Genomic DNA, 21,256 nt, shown 5'->3' with positions numbered 1-21,256 from the left:
TCCACCTGCGAGAACCCTCTATTTGACTGCGCTAAGATATGAGATACGATCAACGAAACGTGATGCACGTTACGGAATATATGAGGAGGGCATGTGGCATTCGATCAGCTGAAGAAGCGGCTCGCGGGCGTCGTCGCGATACCGGTGACACCGTTCGACAATGCAGATCGCATCGACGAGGACGCCGTGGTGGTGATCAATCGTCGAATGATCGATGCCGGGATCGAGGTGATCACACCGAACGGCAACACCGGGGAGTATTACTCACTGACCGACGGAGAGCGTCGCCGGTGTGTAGAGCTCGCAGTGGGGCATGCTGAACCTGCGTCAGTGTTGGTGGGGGTCGGCGGCTCGGTGTCGAATGCGTTGGCCGAAGCACGCTTTGCTCGTGAAGCTGGCGCCGAGGCGGTGATGGTTCATCAGCCCGTACATCCTTACATCAGTGCGGACGGGTGGATCGACTACAACGACGCCATCGCTCGCGCGGTACCGGAACTCGGGCTGGTGACCTATGTGAAAAACGCTGCGATCACGGGCGCGGCCATCGCCGAATTACGCAGGCGGGCAGAAAACTTCGTGGGCATCAAATACGCTCTGCCCGATCCTGTGCAGTTCGCGACGACGCTCGCCGATGCCGACGGATCGGACCTCGTGTGGATAGCTGGCCTGGCGGAGTCCTACGCGCCATCGGGATTTGCAGCCACCGCAACCGGTTTCACGTCTGGATTGGCCAACGTCGTCCCAGAAGTGTCGATTGCGTTCCTTCGCGCTCTTCAATCAGGCGACTTCACTCTCGCGCTGGAGCAGTGGCGTGCGATCAAAGCCTTCGAAGATCTCCGCGCGCGGGACAACAACGCACTGAACGTCTCCGTCGTCAAGGAAGCCCTCCATCAATTGGGCCTGTGCGACCGAGCGGTGCGTGCACCGATCAGCCTGTTGTCGGAAGATGACCGTCGGGCCGTCGGACGCATGCTCGGCGCCTGGAACGTCGAGAAGAACAGCAACACACAGCTGACGGCATCCCTTCGCGCCTGAGAACACGCGTCCACGTTCGGTACATTCGTTCAGAAGTTCAAGCGCCGCCGGCGTCGCAACACGAGGAGTGAGCACATGGCCCGAAGCCTCGAGATCCCCGCATCTCGCATCGACTGGGTCCACGCGCAGATTCGGGAGGGCATCCTTTCCCGGGAATTCGCTCCTGGGCAGGCATTGGTGGAAGCCGAACTGGCGCAGGAATTCGGAGTGTCGAAGACTCCTGTTCGTGAGGCGCTGAAACTTCTGTCCAGTTCTGGCCTTGTCGTCTTCGAGCCGTACAAGGGCGCAACCGTTCGCGTTCCTACTCGCGAATTGGCCGAGCAAGTCATCGGCGTTCGCTCCGTTCTCGAGCCCGCAGCGGTCGAACTGGCTGTACACCGGCAGAACGGGCAGTTCGAGGAGGCAGAGCGACTACTCGTCGAGGCAGCGTCACTGGACGGCGACAATGCGCGAGCCAAGTTGAGCGTGCTCAATCGTCGGTTCCATTCGGAGTTGTACCGCTACTGCGGGAACAGTCTCATGGTGGAGACCCTCGACGGACTCAGGGATCGCATGGCGTTGGTCAGCATCCAAGGGTGGGACGCCTCCGACAGCTGGGCAGCCGAATGGGACGAGCATCGAAACATTCTGCAGGCCGCCCAGGACGGCAACGCCGGATTGGCTGCCGAACTGATCAAGAAGCACATCGAGTCGTTCGGTCTTCGCTTCGACACGATGTTCGACACCGCCTAGCAGTCTGGTCACCGCACAATGCGGAGCCTTACTTGACCAAAAGATATGATATATGACCACAGGAGGGTTTCTATGAGTACCATCGATCGCGTCGAGGTAAGCGTCTTCGACATCCCCGTGGAGAACTTCGCGCATAACTACGACGACGACACCTACGGCGGCTCGTTCACCTATGCACCGGGGGCGACCTCGAATCGGTCCGTGCTGATGGTTCAGGTCTTCACCGACGACGGTCACGAAGGTTCCTACGCGTACTGGAATGTCTCCGCTGCCGTTCCCCAGGCCGTCACTGCGGCTCGCGTCGCCGTCGGCCATGAAATGCACGAGCGCGAATTGATTTACCGCACCGTTCGGCGCTCCGCGAGGCCCGCGCATTCCTACGGTCTGTCCTTCCTTGACGTCGCGCTGTGGGATCTGGCGGGGCGCGCGCAGAACCTCTCGCTCACCCAGATGCTCGGTGGACATCGAACCGAGGTCACCGCGTACGCCTCCAGTCACAACGGCGACCGCCTGGGTAACCTGTCGAATCAGGATGCAGTCGCCGATTTCTTTGTTAGGTTGCAAGACATGGGATTTCGTAACTTCAAGATGCACTCATGGCATCGCGGCGACAAGCGTGAAGAAGCCGCGAACGTCCGTAACATGCGCGAGCGACTTGGCGAGCAGGCCGAATTGATGCTCGACCCTGCCTGCGTCTTCGATTCGCTCTCCGACGCCATCTATGTCGGAAAAGCCTGCCAGGACGCGGAATTCAGATGGTACGAGGATCCGATCCGCCCGACTGGGTTGGGTGCTTTCGCGCACAAGAAGCTCCGAGACGCGCTCGATATTCCGATCCTGCAGACCGAGCATGTCGCGGGACCCGAAGCCAAGGCAGACTTCCTGCTCGCTGGCGGCACTGATCTGCTGCGCGTCGACGTCCACTACGACCTGGGAATCACCGGAGCCCTCAAGACCATCCATTTCGGTGAGTCACTCGGCGTTACAACCGAAATGCATGCTCCCAGTCCAGTCCACCGTCATTTGATCGCAGCTATGCAGCAAACGACGTTGTACGAGGTTGCCAATGTCTCTCCTGCTGGACTAGACCCGTCGCCCGAAATCTATTCCTGCGGTTACTCCGACCATGTGGACACGATCTCCTCCGACGGCACCCTGGCGGTACCGACAGGTCCCGGTATCGGCGTCGAGTACGACATGGCCAAGCTGCTTCCGCTGCGGAGTTTCCACGAGATCATCGAAGCCGGATGAACCCGGAAGGCATCGACAAATGAGCATGATCGACAGCATCGACCCGACCACGGGGGCCATCGTCGAGAGCGTCGCCGAAGTGACCACAAATGCAGAGGTCGACGCACTGGCGTCGAAAGCCGCTGCAGCGGCGCCCGTGTTCGCCGCACTCGGCCGTGAGTTCCGTGCCAGGCTTCTACGCGCGATCGCCGACGAACTCGAATCGATTCGCACCGACATAGTCGCCGTCGGTACCCGCGAAACAGCCCTGCCCGAAGCACGTTTGAACGGTGAGCTCACCAGAACGGTGTACCAAGCCCGCCTGTTCGCCGAGGTCGTCGACGATGGTGGCTACCTCGAGGCCACGATCGATCATGCCGGTGACACCCCGATGGGTCCCGGCCCGGATCTGCGTCGCCTACTCGTACCCTTGGGGCCGGTTGCGGTGTTCGGTGCCAGTAACTTCCCGCTGGCGTTTTCGGTCCCGGGCGGTGACACCGTCTCCGCCCTCGCGGCGGGGTGTCCAGTAATCGTCAAGGCACACAGTTCCCATCCAGCACTGTCGAAGTTGACCTTCGACACCATGACACGAGCAGCCCGGACGGTTGACGCGCCGGATGGGTTGCTGGGCATCGTATTCGGTACCTCGTCTGGCGCTCGACTGGTCGCCAATCCCGCTATCGCCGCGGTCGGTTTCACCGGATCTCTCGGTGGTGGGAAGGCACTACTCGACATCATCGCCGGGCGACCGGGCCCGATTCCGTTCTACGGCGAACTATCGAGTCTCAACCCTCTCGTCGTGACCCCCGGGGCCGCCGCAGCACGCGGCGCGGATATCGCCGCCGGCGTGGTGGCATCGGTGACCGGATCAGGTGGTCAGCTATGCACCAAACCCGGACTTGTGCTCGTCCCACTAGGATCAGAGGGTGATGCGTTGGTCTCCGCTGCAGCCGAACTCGTCGAACAAGCGCCTGCCGCGACACTGCTGAACCAGCGGATCAGTACCTCATACGACCAGATCAGTACCTCGCTCAAACAGACCGAGGAGGTCACTGTCATCGCCGAAGGCGGTAAGCCGGTCGGCGACGGGTTCTCGGTCACACCGCGCCTGCTGCAGGTCGACGCGACCTCTCTGCACGGCGGGGAAGTCGAAGAGTGCTTCGGACCGACCGCCATTATCGCTCGATACGATCTCGACTCACTCGATCAGGCGATCGCAGCCCTTCCTGCATCGTTGACCAGCACCATCCACGCCGAAGACGACGAAACCGAACTGGTGCAACGCCTCTCGGCATCGCTTCTCCCCAAGTCCGGTCGGCTGCTGTTCAACGGATACCCCACGGGTGTATTGGTGTCGTGGGCGCAGCAGCATGGTGGCCCATGGCCATCGACGAACACCCTGCACACCTCAGTCGGTACGACCTCGATCAGACGGTGGCTACGGCCGGTCACCTGGCAGAGCGCACCGACAGCCGTCCTTCCAGAAGAGCTGCAAGATGACTACCTTTCTATCCCACGCCGAGTCGACGGAAGACTACAACTCGGACAATGAACCCAGTGCCGGCGCGTGACATATGTGCAACCCACTATGTCGGGTACCGCAACACGCGCCGGTGCTGTTCCACCGTTGGTTCAAGAATGACTCCTACGCAAGCCTCGCTATCGACCATTGTGCGACCGATTATCGACAACGGTTTCCGTCATTCTTGGTTGACGGTGCGGTAACTGTCGTTCACGCAGCATTCGCTGCGCCGAGACCGTCGGCTGTTCGAATGACTCCGGCGGAGCGCGTGTATACCGTTTGAATGAACGACTGTGGGCGAGCTCGTCCACTGCTCCCGGCCGACGGCACTCAGAGAGACGGCGGGACGGGCAGAACGGTGATGCCGGTGTCGCGTTGTAGTGAGTCGATCAGGTCCGCTCGCTCGAAGAGCGTGTCGGTAGTAGTCACCGCATAGCGCTGCGGATCCGCGCCGGCGGATGTGTGGGCGCCGGCTGTATCGAAGAGGGCCAGGCAGGCGTGGGTATGCGCGAGGTCGTGCCGGGCCCAGTATCGGATCCCGCTAAATCCTGCACTGCGGAGCGCCGACGCCCAGAGCTGCGTCAACTGGTAGTTGCCGGTGCTGAATATCTCTGCGGTGACCCCGAACTGAGCGGCAGCGTTCGATGTCAGATCCGCTAGTACACGTGTATCGGCTACCTGAAGGCATGTGACTGCTCGGGTACGGAGTTCGGTACTCGGGACGACCCGCATCCCGCCCCACGTTTCGAGGAGGGTGATCTGTTCGGATTCGGCGGTGTAGCAGGTGCCGTTCTCGTCGGCGAGGTCGAAGCGTCCGTGGCCGCCGTTCGTGAACCACAACGGGCCGCGGGTAGCGCTGTGGCAGCGAAACACCGCCGTGCCAGTCTGAACCGTGAAGGCGGGGAAGCGATCACGGAGGTGGTCCGGCGGGGGAGGGGCGAGTAGATGTAGTGCGGTACGCGGAGCGCTCACGCGGCGAGCTGCTCGGTCGCTGCGCGAGCAAGATCGGCGACTGACGGCCCGTCACCGTCGAGCAATGCCTGCCGCGGTGTTCGTCCGCCGAGTTCGGGTTGCTCGGTCATCAGCCAGGACGCGGCCATCCACCCACCGGTGTCGGCACTTGCCCAGACCCGGAGGGCGTCTTTGATTCCGAGGATCGGCCGTGCAGGTGTGTTGTCGTCGAACCCTGCCACGGAGTAGCCCACCGATCCGTCTGCGGCGACCAGTCGGAGCACGCGATGGTCGCGGACTGCTTGGCTCAGTGCTTGTTTCGTCCACCCGGTCACGTCCAATACCTGCTTATGGGTGAGGATCGCGCCGATGTGGTTCTCCCAGGTTCGGCGCGCTTTCAGGCCGGAGAGCACGCTGCGGATCCCGTTCTCGACGTACGCGACATCGCTCGGGTTCAACTCGGTTCCGTCGAGTCCGCTGGCGGCGAGTTCAGCGGCAACGAGATCCTGCAGTGGTGTACTCACGCCACCCACGATACTAAGGTCAATAAGGTCAAGTCAAGTAGGTCAACCGCAGGTGTGGCAGGGGCCCTACAGAACGATATCCGTGTGAGCCGTCAGTTCAGTCCACCGTCCAAGTTCGGGCCGAGCAGCGGGCTGAAGCGTGTACCGATCGGCGGCGACGAGTTGGTGCATCGACAGCTCGGTCGCGCCTGCGATGTCCTCTATCGGTACCTGGAAGGTTCGGTACGGGCCGGGCGGGGCTTAGCGGTGTCGGTGCGGGCGGGACGTTCGAGGATCGGCCCCAACGAGGGTGTCTGGCCGAGGACGTATCCGGTCGCGGCGAGCTCGGAGTCTTGTTCCCAGGCTGCGATTTTGAAGAACCGCGTGGGATCGCCACGCCTCGGTACACCGGATCATCGTCAGCGAAAATGCATCCCGAGTACACCGACAATCGCTGCCCGTACTGCCGGGCATGATCGAGCACGTAGTCCTCCAGATCGAGCCACAACGTTTTCGACTGGTTCAGCGTCGCGGTCTGCGGCGCGCACACGGTGTAGTGGAACGTGTCGGCGTTGGCCTGCTTGGCGATCGCGGCGTTGCCCCAGACCGGGTCGCGGCGGCGCACCAGATGCCCGCGATCGAGATCGTTGCTGGAGTACAGCTCGGGTCCGGCTTGCTGGGTGGCGGGGAGGCGTGGATCGAGTTGCCAGTCGTCGCCACGCTCGACGTCGCGGAGCTGGGGTCCGTCGATGTTCACCGCCGTCGATGCTGCGAGACGTCGATCGGGGTCGATTGCCACCGTGAAGTGCGTATACGGCAGTACGACCAGACCCGGCCGCGTCGGTGGGTCGAGGTCGATGGTGGACAGGAATGCGGTGTCGTAGCCGGCAGTTGAGGTCACCATCTCAGTGAACCGGTCGACCGTGACGAGCACGTGAACACACCCTGCTCTCAGGGTCGATTCCGTACCCTCGGATGGCGGCGCACGAACCCGAGCGCCTGCACACGAGATCCAGGAGGCATATCCATGGCTGGAATCGCTGACAAGCTCGGGCAACGCATACGAAGACAAGCCGCTCACCGAACTCGTCGACGCACCCGTCGACGCACTGCAGGGCGTCAGCCCCGGTGACGCCGAGCACCTCAAAGCCGCGTTCAACATCAAGACCATCGGCGACCTCGGCCGCAACAAGTACCTTAAGTTCGAAGTTGCAGCGTCGGCCTGAGCTCGGCTGTGCTGCTTCCCGGGTGGATCGGGTGAGGCAGCAACAAGTATGCCGGCTCTCGGGTGCGGTTCAGGAAGACTGGCCGCCCGGTCCACTGGGGCATCCTCGAGTCGCTGATTGAGAACGGCGGACCATCGCTTGTTAAGGAACCGTCGACGAGGTCGCCCTCTGGGAATCCATTGGTGGACAACGAGATGGAGATGCGAATGGCGGCAGACAAGGTGTGGGCAGGGATCGATATCGGGAAAGAAAACCATTGGGTCACCGCGGTCGACGAGACCGGCAAGACCCTACTGTCACGCAAAGTAGCGAACGACGAGAACGCGATCGGGAGCATCGTTCGCGACGTGTCCGCTCTGGCGACGACGACATCGTGGGCAGTCGACCTGACCAACGCGTACGCGACATTGTTGCTGACAGTTTTAGCCTCCGCAGGTCAACGCGTGCGGTACCTGACCGGTCGATCGGTGTGGCAGGCATCGGCGATCTATCGAGGCGGCGAGAGCAAGACCGACGCGAAAGATGCTCGGGTGATCGCCGATCAGTCGCGGATGCGCGGCGATGACCTCCCTGTTCTGGAACCGAACGACGACTTGATCGTCGCACTGCAATTGCTCACTGCGCACCGCTCTGACCTGGTGTCCGAACGGACTCGCGCACTCAACCGGCTGGAATACCAGCTGATGAACGTATGCCCGTCGCTGGACCGGGCCGCACAGCCGAAGGCGGATCGCGGCTGGGTCGAACTGTTGTCTCGCTACCAACGCCCGGCCGCTATCCGGCGTTGCGGTGTGTCTCGGTTGACGAAGGTGTTGGTCAGTGCCGGGGTGCGCAACGCTGAAGCAATCGCGGAGCGGGCAGTCGCCGCTGCACAGGATCAGGCTGTTCGCTTACCAGGCGAGGAGGTTGCCGCCGCCCTCGTCGCAGAACTCGCCCGTCACGTGCTTCACCTCGACAGTCGAATCAAGGACATCGACGACCAAATCGAGGAGCGGTTCCGTCGCCACCGGCTAGCCGATGTCATCACGAGTCTGCCGGGCATGGGATTTCGCCTCGGAGCGGAATTTCTCGCGGCGATCGGCAACCCCGGCCGCCTCCAATCCGGAGATCAACTTGCTGCGTGGGCGGGACTGGCGCCGGTGAGCAAAGACTCCGGTACGCAGACCGGACGACTGCGCTCGCCGCAACGATACGACCGTCGCCTGCGACGTGTGTTCTACATGTCCACGCTGACAGCCATCCGATGCGACCCGGCGTCGCGAGAGTTCTATCAACGCAAACGATCCGAGGGCAAACGTGCCCCGGGCGCGATCATCTCCCTCGCACGCCGCCGAGTGAACGTTATGTATGCGCTGCTGCGAGACGAACGGGAGTGGACGCCGACAGCGGCGTAGACAACAAGTGCGATCGCTCACGCGGCTAACGAAGTGTGGTGGCCGCGCAGTTTGTAGTGCCGGCACATCGACGCATTGCGCCCACGTGGAGGGGTTGACTTCTACATTGAGAGTCTTCTTGTGGGCGCAGTCGATCGCCAAGCTCGCAGAGTAGTTCCTCCTCGTAACGTCGACGAGCCACAGGACCGCAGGGGTCCTGTGGCTCTCGTCGATCAGCACGGCGACTCGCCCGGTGACAAGGGTTCACCGTGGGGGACGAGCGACATACCCGGCGGGGGCCATGGAGATCCTTGGTGGGCCGCCCTCGCCGCTGAACCTGATCTGTCGGTTCAGGCCGGTACCGTCGCACACATGGCGGCGGGACAGGCAAGTGCGGTGACGAGCTATCGCTACCAGTGGGCGCTGTTCGCCGACTGGTGCGCCGCCGCCGACACCTCACCCCTACCCGCCTCGCCGATTACGTTGGCGCAGTTCCTCGACGAGAACCCCGCCGGCGACACGGTGCAGCTGCGGCGGGCGTCCGCGATCAACCGCGCTCACCTCGACGCCGGACACCCCGCCCCGGGACGGGTGACCTCGATGCGTCTCGCGCTGGATTCTGCGCGCGCCGACCGAACCATCCGACGTGCCGCGCAGTACCAGGCCCTTGCTGCCGAACTGCCGACCGAAGGGTCAACGGCAGCGTTGTTCGGGCGACGCGATGCCGTTCTCCTTCTTCTGGCCGGAGCAGGCCTGTCCTATACCGCTATTGCCGAACTCGACTGCGGCGACATCAGCGTCGACGGTGACAGCGTCTGGATCGGCGGACACCACCGCATCCGCATCGACCCCCACGACGTCACCGGCTCTCAGCCGGCCGAAGTGTGGGAACGGTGGAACACGGTCCTACGGTTCTCGGATCGGTATCCGTCGACGGCGTTGCTCGCAGAGCATGTGCAGCGCAACACGTTTCCCGACATGACCGTGTTGCCGGACCACGGCGGTCCGGTGGCGGTGCCGATCGACCGGTGGGGACACCTACCGCTACCGGCCGCACCGATGACCGCTGCCGAGATCGGAACGGTGATCGCCGCACACCGCACCGGGCTCTCACCGCTGCACACCCCACGACGACGCATCACCAGACCACAAGCGGACGCCGAACAGGTCGACATCATTCGACCCGAGCCCACACCAGCTGAACTCGATTCGGGGTACTACCGCGATGGGGTCGACGCGCGGCGGCGAGCCCACACCGCCTTGGCGGCTGTGCCGGGCATGGTCGACGACGTCGAGGACCGCATCGAAGCGCTGTTGCAGCGCACCCTCGATCTGCTCGGCGACGAAGCGACACCCTGAAGGATCCGCGTGACACCGACGACAACCGGGACCGTCAAGGGGTCTTGACGGACCCACCTGACATAAAACCGGCTTATCGGTGCACGTCGTGTCAGGGAGTCTTGGCGGTGCGGTAACAATTTGAGCCAAGGTCGTTTACGAAGCGACTGTCGGGGTCCGGGGGACCAACCTGTAATAACGCTGATGCCGAGTATCACGCATCAAGAACAACGATGGCTGAGATGTCCCGGGACTGGTGGAGACTGTGTTCTCACCAGGAGAATGCAGATATAGGCGCACCAAAGAAGATCGATGCCGCAACGCGTGAGCAGGCGATTCGGATTATCGAGATCCTCTAGCAGGGCAGGGGCGACACCAAAGATCGCGGCTCGGAAGCACGTCGGAGCGTTGTTCGACATCAACCCGACGATCATGGAGCGAAGCGAGTCCAGGCGTCGGTGTTCGCTACCAGCGGCGTGCGCGCCCGGCCGCCGCTGCGGGCCGAATGCCCGGTCAGGGGGGCGTTTGACCACGTAGCGACAGTGGCACGCGTCCTTTCCTCGCTTATGAGTGTTGACAGTCACACGAATACCGTATTACGGTACTCTCGTACTACGAAAGGACGGCACATGGCTGACACAATGGGGTGGCACCGCAACGGTTCTGTGCGGCACACCATCGTTCTGATCGACGGACCGAATATGCCCAACCTGGGTAACCGCAACAAGCGCGTCTACGGACCGATCTCCTCTATCGACGCGTTGCACGACTACGTCAGAAAGATCGGCACCGGTCTCGGCGTCGACGTCGAGACCTTCACCTCCAACTACGAGGGCGCAATCCTCGACTTCGTGCACGAGTCCGCGGACCGCGCATCCGGCTACCTTCTCAACCCGGCCGGGTTGACCACCACCGGAGAGCCCACCCGTCACGCGCTGGAAGAGACCAAGAAGCCGTTCGTCGAGATCCATTTCTCGAATATCTCGGCGCCGCCGTGGTCCGGACGCGGCTTGCCCGGCGGGCCTTGGCAGTCCAATTTCACGCGCACCGCCACCGGTATGTCTATGGGACTGCGCGAGCACAGCTACCTCGGTGCCATCCTGGGATTGGTGTCCGCTCTCGATGACGAAAACTTCCTCGGGCAGAATTCAGAGTCGTGAGCATCGCCGGCCGACCCACGCTTCCCGCCCGAGTAGCAGCACCTCTGCGTTTGCAGGTCGTGGAGTTGCTCCGAGAAGCGCTGGCGGCCGGTGAATACAGCCCCGGCCAGCGACTGGGCGAGCGTGAGCTGTGCGAGCGGTTCGACGTGAGCAGAACCGTCGTACGGGAGGCGCTTCGGCACCTGGAGGCAGAGGGCCTGGTCCAGATGGTTGCCAATCAAGGGCCCGTCGTCGCGACACTGACGCCGGACGAGGCCGCTCAACTGTTCGAAGTGCGAGGGGCTCTGGAAGCGCTCGCCGGTGAATCCTTCGCACTGCGGGGGACAGCGAAACAAAAGCGTGCGCTGCGTGCTGCACTAGTCGATGTAGAAGAAGCGATGGCCGCGGGTGTGCTCGCAGATGTTCTCGTCTCCAAGGACGAGTTCTATGCAGTACTCATGGACGGAGCGGGCAACACGTTCATCAACACGATGCTGCGGACTATTCACGCCAGAGTGCAGCAACTGCGCCACCTCTCGCTAGGAGCGCCCGGCCGTTATCACGACAGCGTTCGAGAACTGCGTGTCATAGTCGCGGCAATCGAATCCGGTGACGCGGACGGCGCGCGTCGAGCCTGTGTCGAACACGTTCGCCAGGCCGCTGATGCGGCCCTGTCACGGCTGACACCGACCGTCTAGTCCTGTACCCGAACCATCTCGGTCGTTGAATGAGGACGGCCGTTCTACTCGGCATGCCAAAAATTGGCGTGAGCTTTCGACAATCAAGGACGTAGAACCATGCAGCACAGCCTTACAGATACGGGCAGCGCATTCCTGACACCATCATGGCAGCGGCTCTGGCGTGCCGAAATCGATGGATCGAAGGAAGCAGCACTCGTCGGACGATGGACCTCGCTGACCCTGGTACTTCAATGTGAAGGGACGTCGCTGACGTGTGTATTCGAGAACGGGGTTCTGCAGGCAGACGAGCCCGCCTCGTCGACATCTGTACGTGAGGTCATTGTTCTAGACGGCTCGGCCAGGGCGTGGGGAGAATTTCTCAAACCGGTTCCGCCACCGCTGCACAACGATGTGTTGGCGCTCGATCGGCGGCAAGACGATTTCGCCATTGCGAGCGGACGACATGAACTCATCCAGAATCTGCGTTTCGTGCAGGTGATTCTCTCGCTGGCACGCACAGCGATGTCGAAAGAGGGAAACGATGAATAGCCCTGCGCGCAATCCCTACATCGAAGAGGTGGTGGGGCGTTATGTGTCATTGGACATCGACGGGACCGCCAACCGGGTCTACTTCGAGGAGGCAGGCGAAGGAATTCCGCTCGTGTGCCTGCACACCGCTGGTTCGGACTCGCGCCAGTACCGACACTTGCTCGCCGATTCCGCAGTGACACAACACTACCGGGTGCTGGCGTTCGATCTTCCCTGGCACGGCAAGTCCCTGCCGCCCACCGGATGGTGGGAGCAGGAATATCTGTTGACTACCGACCGGTACATCGACACCGTTCGCGCCTTCTGCGAGCGACTGAACTTGGTCGATCCGGTCGTTCTCGGATGTTCGATGGCCGGTTCCCTTGTGCTCGAAATCGCACGCCGTCACCCCGACGAGTTTCGCGGAGTGATCGGACTGTCGGGTGCCAGTACCGTGAAGGGACGGTTCCACGACTGGCCGCTCGCGCCCGATATCAATTCCAATCAAGTTGTGCCCTCATGGGTTTCGGGCCTGATGGCACCGACAAGCCCAGAAGAATCACGGAGAGAAGTGTGGTGGGAGTACAGCCAAGGTGGGCCTGGCATCTACCGCGGCGACACTTACTTCTACAGCAACGATCTCGATCTGCGCGGCCGTGAACACGAAATCGACACGTCGCAATGTTCGGTTCATCTTCTCACCGGTGAGTACGACTACGCGTGCACCGCCGACGAGACCGAAGCAACGATCACTGCTATTCCCGGAGCAACTGGCGGACGAATGACCGGCATCGGTCATTTCCCGGTGACCGAAAACTACCCCGTGTTCCGCGAATACCTGACGCCGGCGTTGAACCGCATCCGCAGCGCCGCCCACACCAGCCCTACCACCACGCACTGACTCACCAGAGAACACGAAAGGACATCACCATGACCATTTCACAGGAGAACAACCTCGCCGAGGCGCAGGACTACATCGACGACATGGCACGCAAGCGCGGCTATGTTCTGCCGTACCACAAGATCATGGCCAAGCACGACTTTCCGGCACTTCAGGCAGCCAACGGCTTGGTGAGCGCTGCATATCTCGACCAGCGGACGCTCGATCGCAAGACGAAAGAACTCATCTTCATCGTCAGCCTGACCGTGATGCGTGCGTCCAAGGGACACATCCAATCTCACGTGCGTGTGGCACTCGACTTGGGTTTGACGCCGACCGAAATCCTCGAGGCCATCGAAATCGCTCTGCCCGAGGCCGGCGTCGTCGCGTTCCAGGCAGGTTTCGAGGCATGGGCCGAGGTCGTCGGCGCCGACGGTCTCGAACCCACGGTGTCCGCTCATGACGGCGGCTCCAAGGACTGATTGCAGATCTACCCACACTTCACTTCCGGGTCACCGCGGGACCCTCGGCGGTCCCGCGGGCCACCGGCCTGCCCGAAATACGAAAGGTCAGCCATGAACAAACACGACCCTGGAGGCGCGAAAGCGCCGACCTACGTCGAGGTGAATCCCAACGTCGCCGACGAGACCCCGGAAGAAAAACGCATCTGGGCCAAGGTGAGCCGGCGAGTCATGCCACTTGCCATCCTCGGGCTCTTCATCGCCTACGTCGATCGCGTGAACATCGCGGTTGTCGGATCGTCCATGCGCGAGTCATTGAGCCTGAGTCCCAGCGTGTTCGGGCTCGCAGCCGGACTCTTCTCGATCGGTTACATCCTCTTCGAAATCCCGTCCAACCTTGCCATGGACAAGTTCGGTGCCAAGATATGGATCGCCCGAATCATGGTGACGTGGGGCCTGATTACCGTCGCCACGACGTTCGTGGTCGGTGCCAACTCACTGTATGTCGCACGCCTTCTCCTGGGGATCGCCGAAGCCGGCTTCTACCCCGGTCTCCTCTTCTATTTCGGCCTCTGGTTTCCCGCCAAACGACTAGCACGAGCATATTCGCTCTTCCAGCTCGGTATCCCCATCTCGCTCGCCCTCGGTTCGGTACTGACGGCGCAGCTCCTACGACTCGACGGCGTATGGGGCGTACACGGCTGGCAATGGGTGTTCATCATCGAGGGTGCAGCTGCTGTCATCCTCGGAATCATCACCTTGTTCTACATGGCGAACGGGCCCAAGGACGCGAAGTGGCTCACCGAGAGCGAACGCACCGTGGTGCAGTCCGCGCTGAAAGCGGAATCTGCCGGCGCACACGCCGGCGGCAGCCACTCCGGTAGCGCCTTGATGTCGGTCGTGAAAAGCAAGGCCGCCTGGTACTACACCGTGACCTTCTTCTTCATCCTCGTCGGCTTCTACGCGGTCACCTATTGGCTCCCACAGATCATCCAGGAGCGCTTCACCGTGGGACCTGTCCAAGCGGGTTTCATCTCTGCGCTGCCCTGGTGCCTGTCCGCCATATCGTTGCTTCTGGTGTCCAAACGCGTCCAGCGAACCGGTAACCGAGGTCCGACCCTTGCCGTGGTCCTCATAGTCTGCGCCGCGGGGCTGGCGGTGTCTGCTCTGACCGGATCCGCTGTCGTTGCGCTCATCGGATTGTGCGTGGCGGCGTGTGTCCAGGCGGGTGTACCGCTGCTGATGAGCTTTCCGTCCCAACACTTCCCAGGTGCTCAGGCGGCAGTCGCTCTCGCATTGGTCAACTCCGTTGCCAACCTCGGTGGATTCGTCGGCCCATGGCTGCTCGGGGTGCTCCGCGAATCCACCGGTGACAACCAAGCGGGGCTGCTGATGCTGTCGGGATCGTTCATCATCGCCGCAGTCCTCGCTCTCGGATTGGCCCGCCAACTGCGGACCGCCACCTCCGTCGTATCCACGAACACTCGCGCAACCAGTACCGACTAGGAGACCCACATGTCCACGACCGTTTCCAGCACGGAACCCGCATTGATCAAGCTCGCCGTACGCGAGACCATCGAGAACTACCTCAATTTCCTGGACAACCAGGACTGGGACGGTATCGCCTCGTGCTTCACCGACGACTCCGAGAGTCGATACAACCACGAAGAGCAGGTCCTGCACGGTGGCCGCGGGGTGGCGAACTGGCTCCACCGACTGCAGGCGTACACAGGGACCGATCACGCCCTGAGCAACCTGCACATCGACATCGACGGTGACATCGCACGTTGTGACAGCAGGGTCATCGCAACGGTGCACTGGGGGGACAACGGCGTCGGTCGAGCCTCTGCACGCGCAATCCGCTATCGCGACGAATTGGTTCAGGTCGACGGGACGTGGCGAATCCGAACCCGCCTGCACGAGCCGAAGTGGCAGTACGAAGCCCTATCCGCACCCCTGCATCTCCGCTGACGAGGACAACCATGACGACGATGACATCGACGGGACGAACGACCGAATCCGTACCCACACAACTGTGGATGGGAGGTGAACTCGCACCCGCCGCGTCGGGCAGAACGTTCGACGTTCTCGACCCGTCCAACGGCCAGCTCCTGGCCACCATCTCGGACGCAGGCGCGGAAGACGGCTTACGGGCCCTGGAGATGGCCGCCGACGCGCAGGACGAGTGGGCCATGACTCCACCGCGTGTTCGTGGTGAAATCCTCCGCGCAGCATACGAACTCATACATCTGCGCGCCGATGAATTCGCGAAGGTCATGACCCTGGAGATGGGCAAAACGCTCACCGAGAGTCACGGTGAGGTCAACTACGGTGCCGAGTTTCTTCGGTGGTTCGCCGAGGAAGCCGTCCGTATCGGCGGCCGGTATTCCGCCGCCCCGGCTGGCAACGGACAAATCCTCGTCACGAAGAGCCCGGTGGGCCCCGTGCTCGCGGTGACCCCGTGGAACTTCCCACTGGCCATGGGAACCCGCAAGATCGCTCCCGCACTGGCAGCCGGCTGCACGATCATCGTCAAACCTGCGGAAGACACCCCACTGACCATGCAGCTGCTGGGGAAGGTGTTCGCCGACGTCGGGCTACCCGCCGGAGTGCTGTCGATTCTGCCGACGTCCACCGCGCCGACCCTCACAGCGCCACTGATGGCCGATCCACGGCTCCGCAAGATCACCTTCACCGGTTCGACGGCTGTCGGAAAGCTTCTTGTACGCAACGCAGCCGACAATCTTCTTCGCACTTCGATGGAGCTCGGCGGTAACGCACCCTTCGTGGTGTTCGACGACGCCGATATCGATGCCGCCGTCGACGGTGCCATGGCAGCCAAGCTACGCAACGGCGGCCAGGCATGCACCGCGGCCAATCGGTTGCACGTCGACAACTCCGTTATCGAAGAGTTCACCGACAAACTCACCAGCCGAATCGCGGCGCTGCGAATGGGTCCGGGAATCGACCCCGACACCGACATCGGTCCACTCATCAACGATAGGCAACGATCGGTAGTCGCGGACCTGGTCGACGACGCCGTCGCCAAGGGAGCGCGTGTTCGCATCGGCGGCAGCGCGCCTGCGGGCCCCGGGTCCTTCTTCACGCCGACAGTATTGGACAACATCACATCCGACGCACGCCTCCTGCAAGAAGAAATATTCGGACCGGTCGCCGCCGTGATCGGGTTCGACGGCGAGGAAGACGGCATCGCCGCTGCCAACGACACCGAGTTCGGGTTGGCGTCCTACTTCTACACCCGCGACATCGTCCGGGCAACACGCGTCGCCAGTCGCTTGAAGTCAGGCATGGTCGGAGTCAATCGCGGTGTGATCTCCGATGCAGCAGCTCCCTTCGGCGGAATCAAGCAGTCCGGCTACGGGCGCGAGGGCGGCACCGAAGGGATCGACGAATACTTGGACACCAAGTACATCGCACTGTGACCGCGCAAGGCCGCCACCCGCGTGAAACCGGGTCGGCGGCCTTCTTGCGACCGCGTGATTCCATACGATGAAAGGTGGAATCAAACGCATTGGGCGTTAGGGTGAAACGTCGACGTTCCGACCTTCAGGGAGAGTGCCCGTGATAGTCGACAGAATCGACCACTTCGTTCTGACGGTGTCCGATCTGGATGCAACCATCGACTTCTACGTTCGCGTGCTCGGCATGCGGGTCGAGACATTCCGCGGCGACCGTAAGGCATTGCAGTTCGGATCCAGCAAGATCAACCTTCATCTTGCTGGGCACGAGTTCGAGCCGAAAGCCTCCGTACCCACACCAGGTAGCGCCGACTTGTGTCTAGTGGTCGACGACACGGTCGAATCGGTCATTGCACAGCTACGGGAGAACAGCATCGACATAGTGGAGGGGCCGGTCGAACGGACGGGCGCTACAGGCCCGATTCGCAGCGTGTATGTGCGCGATCCCGATGGCAACCTGATCGAGCTCTCCAACTACCTGTGACGCGATCACATGCAGCCGGGTGTCAGCCGAGCCCGGGATGACACCAGAGCGTCTTCACTTCCCTCCATCAACACGGGCCGAAGAAGAAGAGGTTCCCTTCCCGGACTTCTGACTTCCCGAGCGACGATAGGCTGCCCTCTCGCGTGCCCGGGATGTGCAGGCCCGGACTCATCGGGGTTCGTTCGATCATCGGGTCGCAACACCGACCCGATGTGACTGTCGACCGGCCCGATCGAGCCGATTACCGCCGAACGGGCCGGTCGACGAGAGGTGCTGCGCGCGCACGAAAACGTCGCAAGCGGCGATTGACGACAAAAGACAATGCCGTCGCGATCAATGCCATCGTCCCCAGAGCAATCCAGGCCGTCTCGACGCTGCCGACGGCGATGAGGGCGCCCGCCGCGACAGGCCCCGCGGCGCTACCGATATACGATCCTGTCTGCACCAACCCGGTGGCGGAGGCTGTCGACTCACCGGCCAACCGGGCGATCGACAGGTGAACCAGACCGGCCCAGGCGCCGCCGATCCCGCCTGCCAGAACGATGCCGATCACATAAGTTGCCGTACCCGGTATCAGCATGAGTCCGAAGCCAGTTGTGCAACACAGCAATACTGCGGTGATTATTCGAAACGGATTGATGTCGAACCGGTCGGCGACGACTCCGAGTGAAAAACGCGACACTGCACCCATCGAACTCACGCCCGCCAGCACTGCTCCCGCACCGGCGTAGTCGATTCCGCGGTCCAGTGCTCCGGTCACCGCGAACGCGAGAACCGAGTTGCACGCACCCGCACTCAACATGGTCATGGTTGCGACGATCAACAGTTCGTTCCGCACAGCGGGGATTAGCCCGCGTCGAACCCGCGGGTCGGTAGTGCGCTGTCGGCGGCTGCGACGCTCCCGCAGTATCGGGCGAACTGACACGAGCAGCAGGACGGCACCGACGGCCGCCATCTCCGCGAACGCGGCGTGCCAGCCGAAACGCAGAGCAGTCAATGGAACGAGAAGACCGGCGACGAGACCCGCCAGGGGAACTGCGGCCTGTTTGATTCCGAACGACAACCCGAGGCGCGCATTTCGTACTGCACCGACGATTCGGTGGTTCGATGCAGGGTGGCCACAGCCATTACCCAGTCCGCCGATCAGCGCCCATCCGATAAGCCAGTGCCACGACGGTAACCACAGGGCGCTTCCGAGCAGGCTGACGGTGGCGCACACAATGGCGAGGGCGCCGAGTGTTGCCTCACTGAGACGCCGTGTCATTCGGGCAGTGCTCATGGACGCCAGCGCCGCGCCTACCCAGTACATTCCAACCGCAAAACCAATGGAGGCTGCGCCCGTTCGGATGTCGGTAGAGATTTGGTTTGCCAGTGCTCCGATGAGAAAGACGGGCATGTTGGTCAGCACGGTGAGAAGCACAGCCCACCCGACGGCGACCATACTGCGCCGTGTCGTATGGGCCGTGGCTTCGTCAGTTGTCATGGAATCTCGATGGGTGCAGCGACCGAAGGGGCGATTGCGCCCGAACTCGCTGACAATCAGGCAATCCGGTCCCAGCCGTCGACGGACTCGGGGGAGCGCGGTTCGGGTCCGGTGTAGATGGCAGCGGGTCGTACCAGCTTGCCCAGGCGCTTCTGCTCGAGAATGTGAGCGCACCAGCCGGCGGTACGTCCGCAGGTGAACATCGCGGGCATCATCGGCGCGGGAACTTCGGCGAAGTCGAGGATCACCGCGGCCCAGAATTCGACGTTGGTCTCGATGGGACGGTCCGGGCGACGCTCACGGAGTTCGGCGAGTGCTGCCTGCTCGAGAGCGGCGGCCACCTCGTACCGAGGTGCGTTCAGCCGTTTCGCGGTGGCGCGCAGCACCCGCGCGCGTGGATCCTCGGCGCGGTAGACGCGGTGCCCGAAGCCCATGAGCTTCTCTTTGCGGTCGAGGATTCCTTTGACGAGTCCGCGGGCATCGTCGGACTTCTCGACCTCTTCGATCATCGGCAGCACGCGAGCGGGTGCGCCGCCGTGCAGCGGACCGGACATCGCTCCGATGGCTCCGGACAGGGAGGCGGCGACGTCGGCGCCGGTGGAGGCGATGACGCGGGCGGTGAAGGTCGACGCGTTCATGCCGTGCTCGGCGGCCGAGACCCAGTAGGCGTCGATGGCCTCGGTGTGCGCGGGGTCCGGGTCGCCTTTCCAGCGGGTCATGAAGCGTGCGGTGACGGTTTCGCACCGGTCGATCTTTTTCTGCGGGACGGCGGGTTGGTAGATGCCGCGTGCGGACTGTGCAACGTAGGACAGTGCCATGACCGAAGCGCGGGCGAGTTGGTCGCGGGCGGTGGCGTCGTCGATGTCGAGAAGTGGTTGGTAGCCCCAGATCGGGGCGAGCATCGCGAGGCCTGCCTGAACGTCGACGCGGACGTCGCCGGTGTGGATGGGCAGCGGGAACGGTTCGGCCGGTGGCAGACCGGGTCCGAAGCGGCCGTCGACGAGCAGTGCCCACACGTTGCCGAAGGTGACGTGCCCCTCGACGAGGTCTTCGATGTCGACGCCGCGGTAGCGCAGGGCGCCACCGTCCTTGTCGGGCTCGGCGATATCGGTGGTGAAGGCCACGACGCCTTCGAGTCCACTGACGAAAGCTGCCGGAACGTGTGGAGGTGTGGTCGACGCGGTCGATGTAGTCATGTCAAGTCCCTGCTTCGTAGAGGTCGGTTGTCGACGTGCACGAACGTCGGTGTTTCGTTCGTAGCGGGAATCGGCGGGGCCGCTAGCTCGAACGAGTAGCCCACGCCTCCGGGTTGACGGGATGCGGTGGCAGTGTCCCCGACACCATCGCCGCAGCGTTTTCGGCGCACAACCGGGCCATCTGTGAACGTACCGATACCGTTGCGCTTCCGACGTGGGGGAGTAGGACTGCGTTGGGTTGATCGGCAAGGCCGGGGGCGAGCAGCGGTTCACGTTCGTAGACGTCGAGACCGGCGCCGGTAATGGTTCCCTCCCGCAACGCCACGACGAGCGCTTCTTCGTCGACGACAGGTCCGCGAGCGGTGTTGATGAGAATTGCCGAGTTCTTCATCGCGCTCAGGACATCGGTGTCGACGAGATGGAACGTTGCCTCGTTCAATGGCACGTGCAGTGAGAGAAAGTCACTGGTCGTCACGAGCTCGTCCCAGTCGACGTGGTCTACACGGCCGGCGAATTCGCCCAGCTCGTCGTCGCTGACCTCACGGTCCGATGGTGGGCGTGGGCAAAATTTGACCTGCATGCCGAACCCAAGTGCGCGGCGAGCGGTCGCGCGGGCGATTCGGCCGAATCCTGCCAGGCCAAGAGTTCGGCCGGACACATCGGTGCCGAGCATGAATTCCGGTGCCCAGCCGCCGAACCCGCCGGTTCGGACGAGAGTATCGGCCTCGACCGCACGTCTCGCCGTCGCCAACATCAGCAGCAGTGCGATGTCGGCCGTCGAATCGGTGAGCACTCCAGGGGTGTTGCCGACCGTGATCCCGCGTGCAGTGGCCGCGGTGACGTCGATGTTGTCGAAACCCACTGCGTAATTGGAGATTCCGGTGATTTCCGCGGTCTCGAGAAGTTCGGCGTCGAAACGGTCGCGAAGTTGCGAGACGACGACGCTGTACTCACCCGAGGCGCACCGCTCGACGAGTCCTGCATGGTCGAGGGAGAGCACCTCCACCTCGCCTGCT

The 21,256-nt window shown here is 62.6% G+C and carries 21 protein-coding genes and 1 pseudogene; 16 read left to right on the top strand and 6 right to left on the bottom strand.

The window, feature by feature from the left end:
- Positions 1–93: 93 nt before the first annotated feature.
- The 4 genes from RhoFasB10_RS17010 (at position 94) to RhoFasB10_RS16995 (ending at position 4,549) form a co-directional block, all read left to right on the top strand.
- On the top strand, positions 94–1,035 hold the full coding sequence (locus RhoFasB10_RS17010; RefSeq protein WP_167677487.1) for a dihydrodipicolinate synthase family protein: 942 nt from the start codon (positions 94–96) through the stop codon (positions 1,033–1,035).
- 75 nt (positions 1,036–1,110) lie between these two features.
- Positions 1,111–1,767 (top strand): GntR family transcriptional regulator, encoded by a 657-nt coding sequence (locus RhoFasB10_RS17005; RefSeq protein ID WP_167677485.1) that lies wholly within the window; start codon positions 1,111–1,113, stop codon positions 1,765–1,767.
- Positions 1,768–1,812: 45 nt separating this feature from the next.
- On the top strand, positions 1,813–3,018 hold the full coding sequence (locus RhoFasB10_RS17000) for an enolase C-terminal domain-like protein (RefSeq protein ID WP_346764416.1): 1,206 nt from the start codon (positions 1,813–1,815) through the stop codon (positions 3,016–3,018).
- Positions 3,019–3,037: 19 nt separating this feature from the next.
- Positions 3,038–4,549 (top strand): aldehyde dehydrogenase (NADP(+)), encoded by a 1,512-nt coding sequence (locus RhoFasB10_RS16995; protein ID WP_167677481.1) that lies wholly within the window; start codon positions 3,038–3,040, stop codon positions 4,547–4,549.
- A 300-nt stretch (positions 4,550–4,849) separates the two neighbouring features.
- Here the strand turns inward: RhoFasB10_RS16995 and RhoFasB10_RS16990 are convergent, their stop codons facing one another.
- The 3 genes from RhoFasB10_RS16990 to RhoFasB10_RS16980 all read right to left on the bottom strand — a co-directional run bounded on the left by RhoFasB10_RS16990 (position 4,850) and on the right by RhoFasB10_RS16980 (position 6,874).
- A complete protein-coding gene (locus tag RhoFasB10_RS16990) occupies positions 4,850–5,491 on the bottom strand; it encodes an RES family NAD+ phosphorylase (RefSeq protein ID WP_346764415.1) in 642 nt (213 codons plus the stop codon).
- Positions 5,488–5,994 (bottom strand): hypothetical protein, encoded by a 507-nt coding sequence (locus RhoFasB10_RS16985; protein ID WP_167677479.1) that lies wholly within the window; start codon positions 5,992–5,994, stop codon positions 5,488–5,490. Before RhoFasB10_RS16985 ends, RhoFasB10_RS16990 begins: the two co-directional genes overlap by 4 nt.
- Before the next feature lie 97 nt (positions 5,995–6,091).
- A complete protein-coding gene (locus tag RhoFasB10_RS16980; protein ID WP_206031027.1) occupies positions 6,092–6,874 on the bottom strand; it encodes a DNA/RNA non-specific endonuclease in 783 nt (260 codons plus the stop codon).
- Between the two features lie 126 nt (positions 6,875–7,000).
- Here RhoFasB10_RS16980 and RhoFasB10_RS26415 point away from each other — a divergent pair.
- From RhoFasB10_RS26415 to RhoFasB10_RS16920, 12 genes and pseudogenes are all read left to right on the top strand, one after another.
- Positions 7,001–7,199, top strand: a pseudogene (locus RhoFasB10_RS26415) (hypothetical protein).
- Between the two features lie 206 nt (positions 7,200–7,405).
- On the top strand, positions 7,406–8,593 hold the full coding sequence (locus RhoFasB10_RS16970; RefSeq protein ID WP_167677477.1) for an IS110 family transposase: 1,188 nt from the start codon (positions 7,406–7,408) through the stop codon (positions 8,591–8,593).
- A 351-nt stretch (positions 8,594–8,944) separates the two neighbouring features.
- A complete protein-coding gene (locus RhoFasB10_RS16965) occupies positions 8,945–9,931 on the top strand; it encodes a hypothetical protein (protein WP_206031026.1) in 987 nt (328 codons plus the stop codon).
- Between the two features lie 608 nt (positions 9,932–10,539).
- Entirely contained in the window at positions 10,540–11,070 is a 531-nt protein-coding gene (locus RhoFasB10_RS16960; protein ID WP_167677475.1) for a type II 3-dehydroquinate dehydratase, read from the top strand.
- Positions 11,067–11,747, top strand: a complete 681-nt coding sequence (locus RhoFasB10_RS16955; RefSeq protein WP_346764414.1) for a GntR family transcriptional regulator — start codon at positions 11,067–11,069, stop codon at positions 11,745–11,747. The genes RhoFasB10_RS16960 and RhoFasB10_RS16955 overlap by 4 nt, the downstream gene beginning before the upstream one ends.
- A gap of 99 nt (positions 11,748–11,846) precedes the next feature.
- Positions 11,847–12,278: a hypothetical protein gene (locus tag RhoFasB10_RS16950; RefSeq protein WP_167677473.1), complete on the top strand. Its 432-nt coding sequence runs from the start codon at positions 11,847–11,849 to the stop codon at positions 12,276–12,278.
- On the top strand, positions 12,271–13,158 hold the full coding sequence (locus RhoFasB10_RS16945; protein WP_167677471.1) for an alpha/beta hydrolase: 888 nt from the start codon (positions 12,271–12,273) through the stop codon (positions 13,156–13,158). Before RhoFasB10_RS16950 ends, RhoFasB10_RS16945 begins: the two co-directional genes overlap by 8 nt.
- A 29-nt stretch (positions 13,159–13,187) precedes the next feature.
- Complete coding sequence (locus RhoFasB10_RS16940; protein WP_167677469.1) at positions 13,188–13,619, top strand: carboxymuconolactone decarboxylase family protein; 432 nt, start codon at positions 13,188–13,190, stop codon at positions 13,617–13,619.
- A 93-nt stretch (positions 13,620–13,712) separates the two neighbouring features.
- The gene (locus RhoFasB10_RS16935; protein ID WP_167677468.1) at positions 13,713–15,104 is read left to right on the top strand and encodes an MFS transporter; all 1,392 of its coding nucleotides are present in this window, start codon (positions 13,713–13,715) and stop codon (positions 15,102–15,104) included.
- Positions 15,105–15,113: 9 nt separating this feature from the next.
- Complete coding sequence (locus tag RhoFasB10_RS16930) at positions 15,114–15,569, top strand: nuclear transport factor 2 family protein (RefSeq protein ID WP_167677466.1); 456 nt, start codon at positions 15,114–15,116, stop codon at positions 15,567–15,569.
- 20 nt (positions 15,570–15,589) lie between these two features.
- Positions 15,590–17,041, top strand: coding sequence for an NAD-dependent succinate-semialdehyde dehydrogenase (locus RhoFasB10_RS16925; protein ID WP_167677599.1), 1,452 nt, complete (start codon positions 15,590–15,592; stop codon positions 17,039–17,041).
- 139 nt (positions 17,042–17,180) lie between these two features.
- Entirely contained in the window at positions 17,181–17,561 is a 381-nt protein-coding gene (locus RhoFasB10_RS16920) for a VOC family protein (RefSeq protein WP_167677464.1), read from the top strand.
- Between the two features lie 241 nt (positions 17,562–17,802).
- Here RhoFasB10_RS16920 and RhoFasB10_RS16915 read toward each other — a convergent pair whose 3' ends face one another.
- The 3 genes from RhoFasB10_RS16915 to RhoFasB10_RS16905 all read right to left on the bottom strand — a co-directional run.
- A complete protein-coding gene (locus RhoFasB10_RS16915) occupies positions 17,803–19,044 on the bottom strand; it encodes an MFS transporter (protein ID WP_167677462.1) in 1,242 nt (413 codons plus the stop codon).
- A 56-nt stretch (positions 19,045–19,100) separates the two neighbouring features.
- Positions 19,101–20,240 carry a citrate synthase 2 gene (locus tag RhoFasB10_RS16910; RefSeq protein ID WP_167677460.1) on the bottom strand — a complete coding sequence of 380 codons (1,140 nt, stop codon included), beginning with the start codon at positions 20,238–20,240 and terminating at the stop codon, positions 19,101–19,103.
- An 82-nt stretch (positions 20,241–20,322) separates the two neighbouring features.
- Positions 20,323–21,256 (bottom strand): D-glycerate dehydrogenase (locus tag RhoFasB10_RS16905; protein ID WP_167677458.1); only part of this gene is annotated, 934 nt, incomplete at its 5' end.

The sequence above is a fragment of the Rhodococcus sp. B10 genome, assembly GCF_011770055.1.
Classification (GTDB): domain Bacteria; phylum Actinomycetota; class Actinomycetes; order Mycobacteriales; family Mycobacteriaceae; genus Rhodococcoides; species Rhodococcoides kyotonensis_B.
The sequence above is the reverse complement of the archived record's forward strand: the minus strand, read 5'-3'. Positions and strand labels throughout refer to the sequence as shown.

Bases quoted from the DNA above. Each gene is read 5' to 3' on its own strand.
- RhoFasB10_RS17005 (WP_167677485.1), top strand. From the start codon at position 1,111: ATGGCCCGAAGCCTCGAGATCCCCGCATCTCGCATCGACTGGGTCCAC.
- RhoFasB10_RS17000 (WP_346764416.1), top strand. From the start codon at position 1,813: ATGATATATGACCACAGGAGGGTTTCTATGAGTACCATCGATCGCGTC.
- RhoFasB10_RS16995 (WP_167677481.1), top strand. From the start codon at position 3,038: ATGAGCATGATCGACAGCATCGACCCGACCACGGGGGCCATCGTCGAG.
- RhoFasB10_RS16970 (WP_167677477.1), top strand. From the start codon at position 7,406: ATGGCGGCAGACAAGGTGTGGGCAGGGATCGATATCGGGAAAGAAAAC.
- RhoFasB10_RS16965 (WP_206031026.1), top strand. From the start codon at position 8,945: ATGGCGGCGGGACAGGCAAGTGCGGTGACGAGCTATCGCTACCAGTGG.
- RhoFasB10_RS16960 (WP_167677475.1), top strand. From the start codon at position 10,540: ATGGCTGACACAATGGGGTGGCACCGCAACGGTTCTGTGCGGCACACC.
- RhoFasB10_RS16950 (WP_167677473.1), top strand. From the start codon at position 11,847: ATGCAGCACAGCCTTACAGATACGGGCAGCGCATTCCTGACACCATCA.
- RhoFasB10_RS16945 (WP_167677471.1), top strand. From the start codon at position 12,271: ATGAATAGCCCTGCGCGCAATCCCTACATCGAAGAGGTGGTGGGGCGT.
- RhoFasB10_RS16940 (WP_167677469.1), top strand. From the start codon at position 13,188: ATGACCATTTCACAGGAGAACAACCTCGCCGAGGCGCAGGACTACATC.
- RhoFasB10_RS16935 (WP_167677468.1), top strand. From the start codon at position 13,713: ATGAACAAACACGACCCTGGAGGCGCGAAAGCGCCGACCTACGTCGAG.
- RhoFasB10_RS16930 (WP_167677466.1), top strand. From the start codon at position 15,114: ATGTCCACGACCGTTTCCAGCACGGAACCCGCATTGATCAAGCTCGCC.
- RhoFasB10_RS16925 (WP_167677599.1), top strand. From the start codon at position 15,590: ATGACATCGACGGGACGAACGACCGAATCCGTACCCACACAACTGTGG.
- RhoFasB10_RS16915 (WP_167677462.1), bottom strand. From the start codon at position 19,044: ATGACAACTGACGAAGCCACGGCCCATACGACACGGCGCAGTATGGTC.
- RhoFasB10_RS16910 (WP_167677460.1), bottom strand. From the start codon at position 20,240: ATGACTACATCGACCGCGTCGACCACACCTCCACACGTTCCGGCAGCT.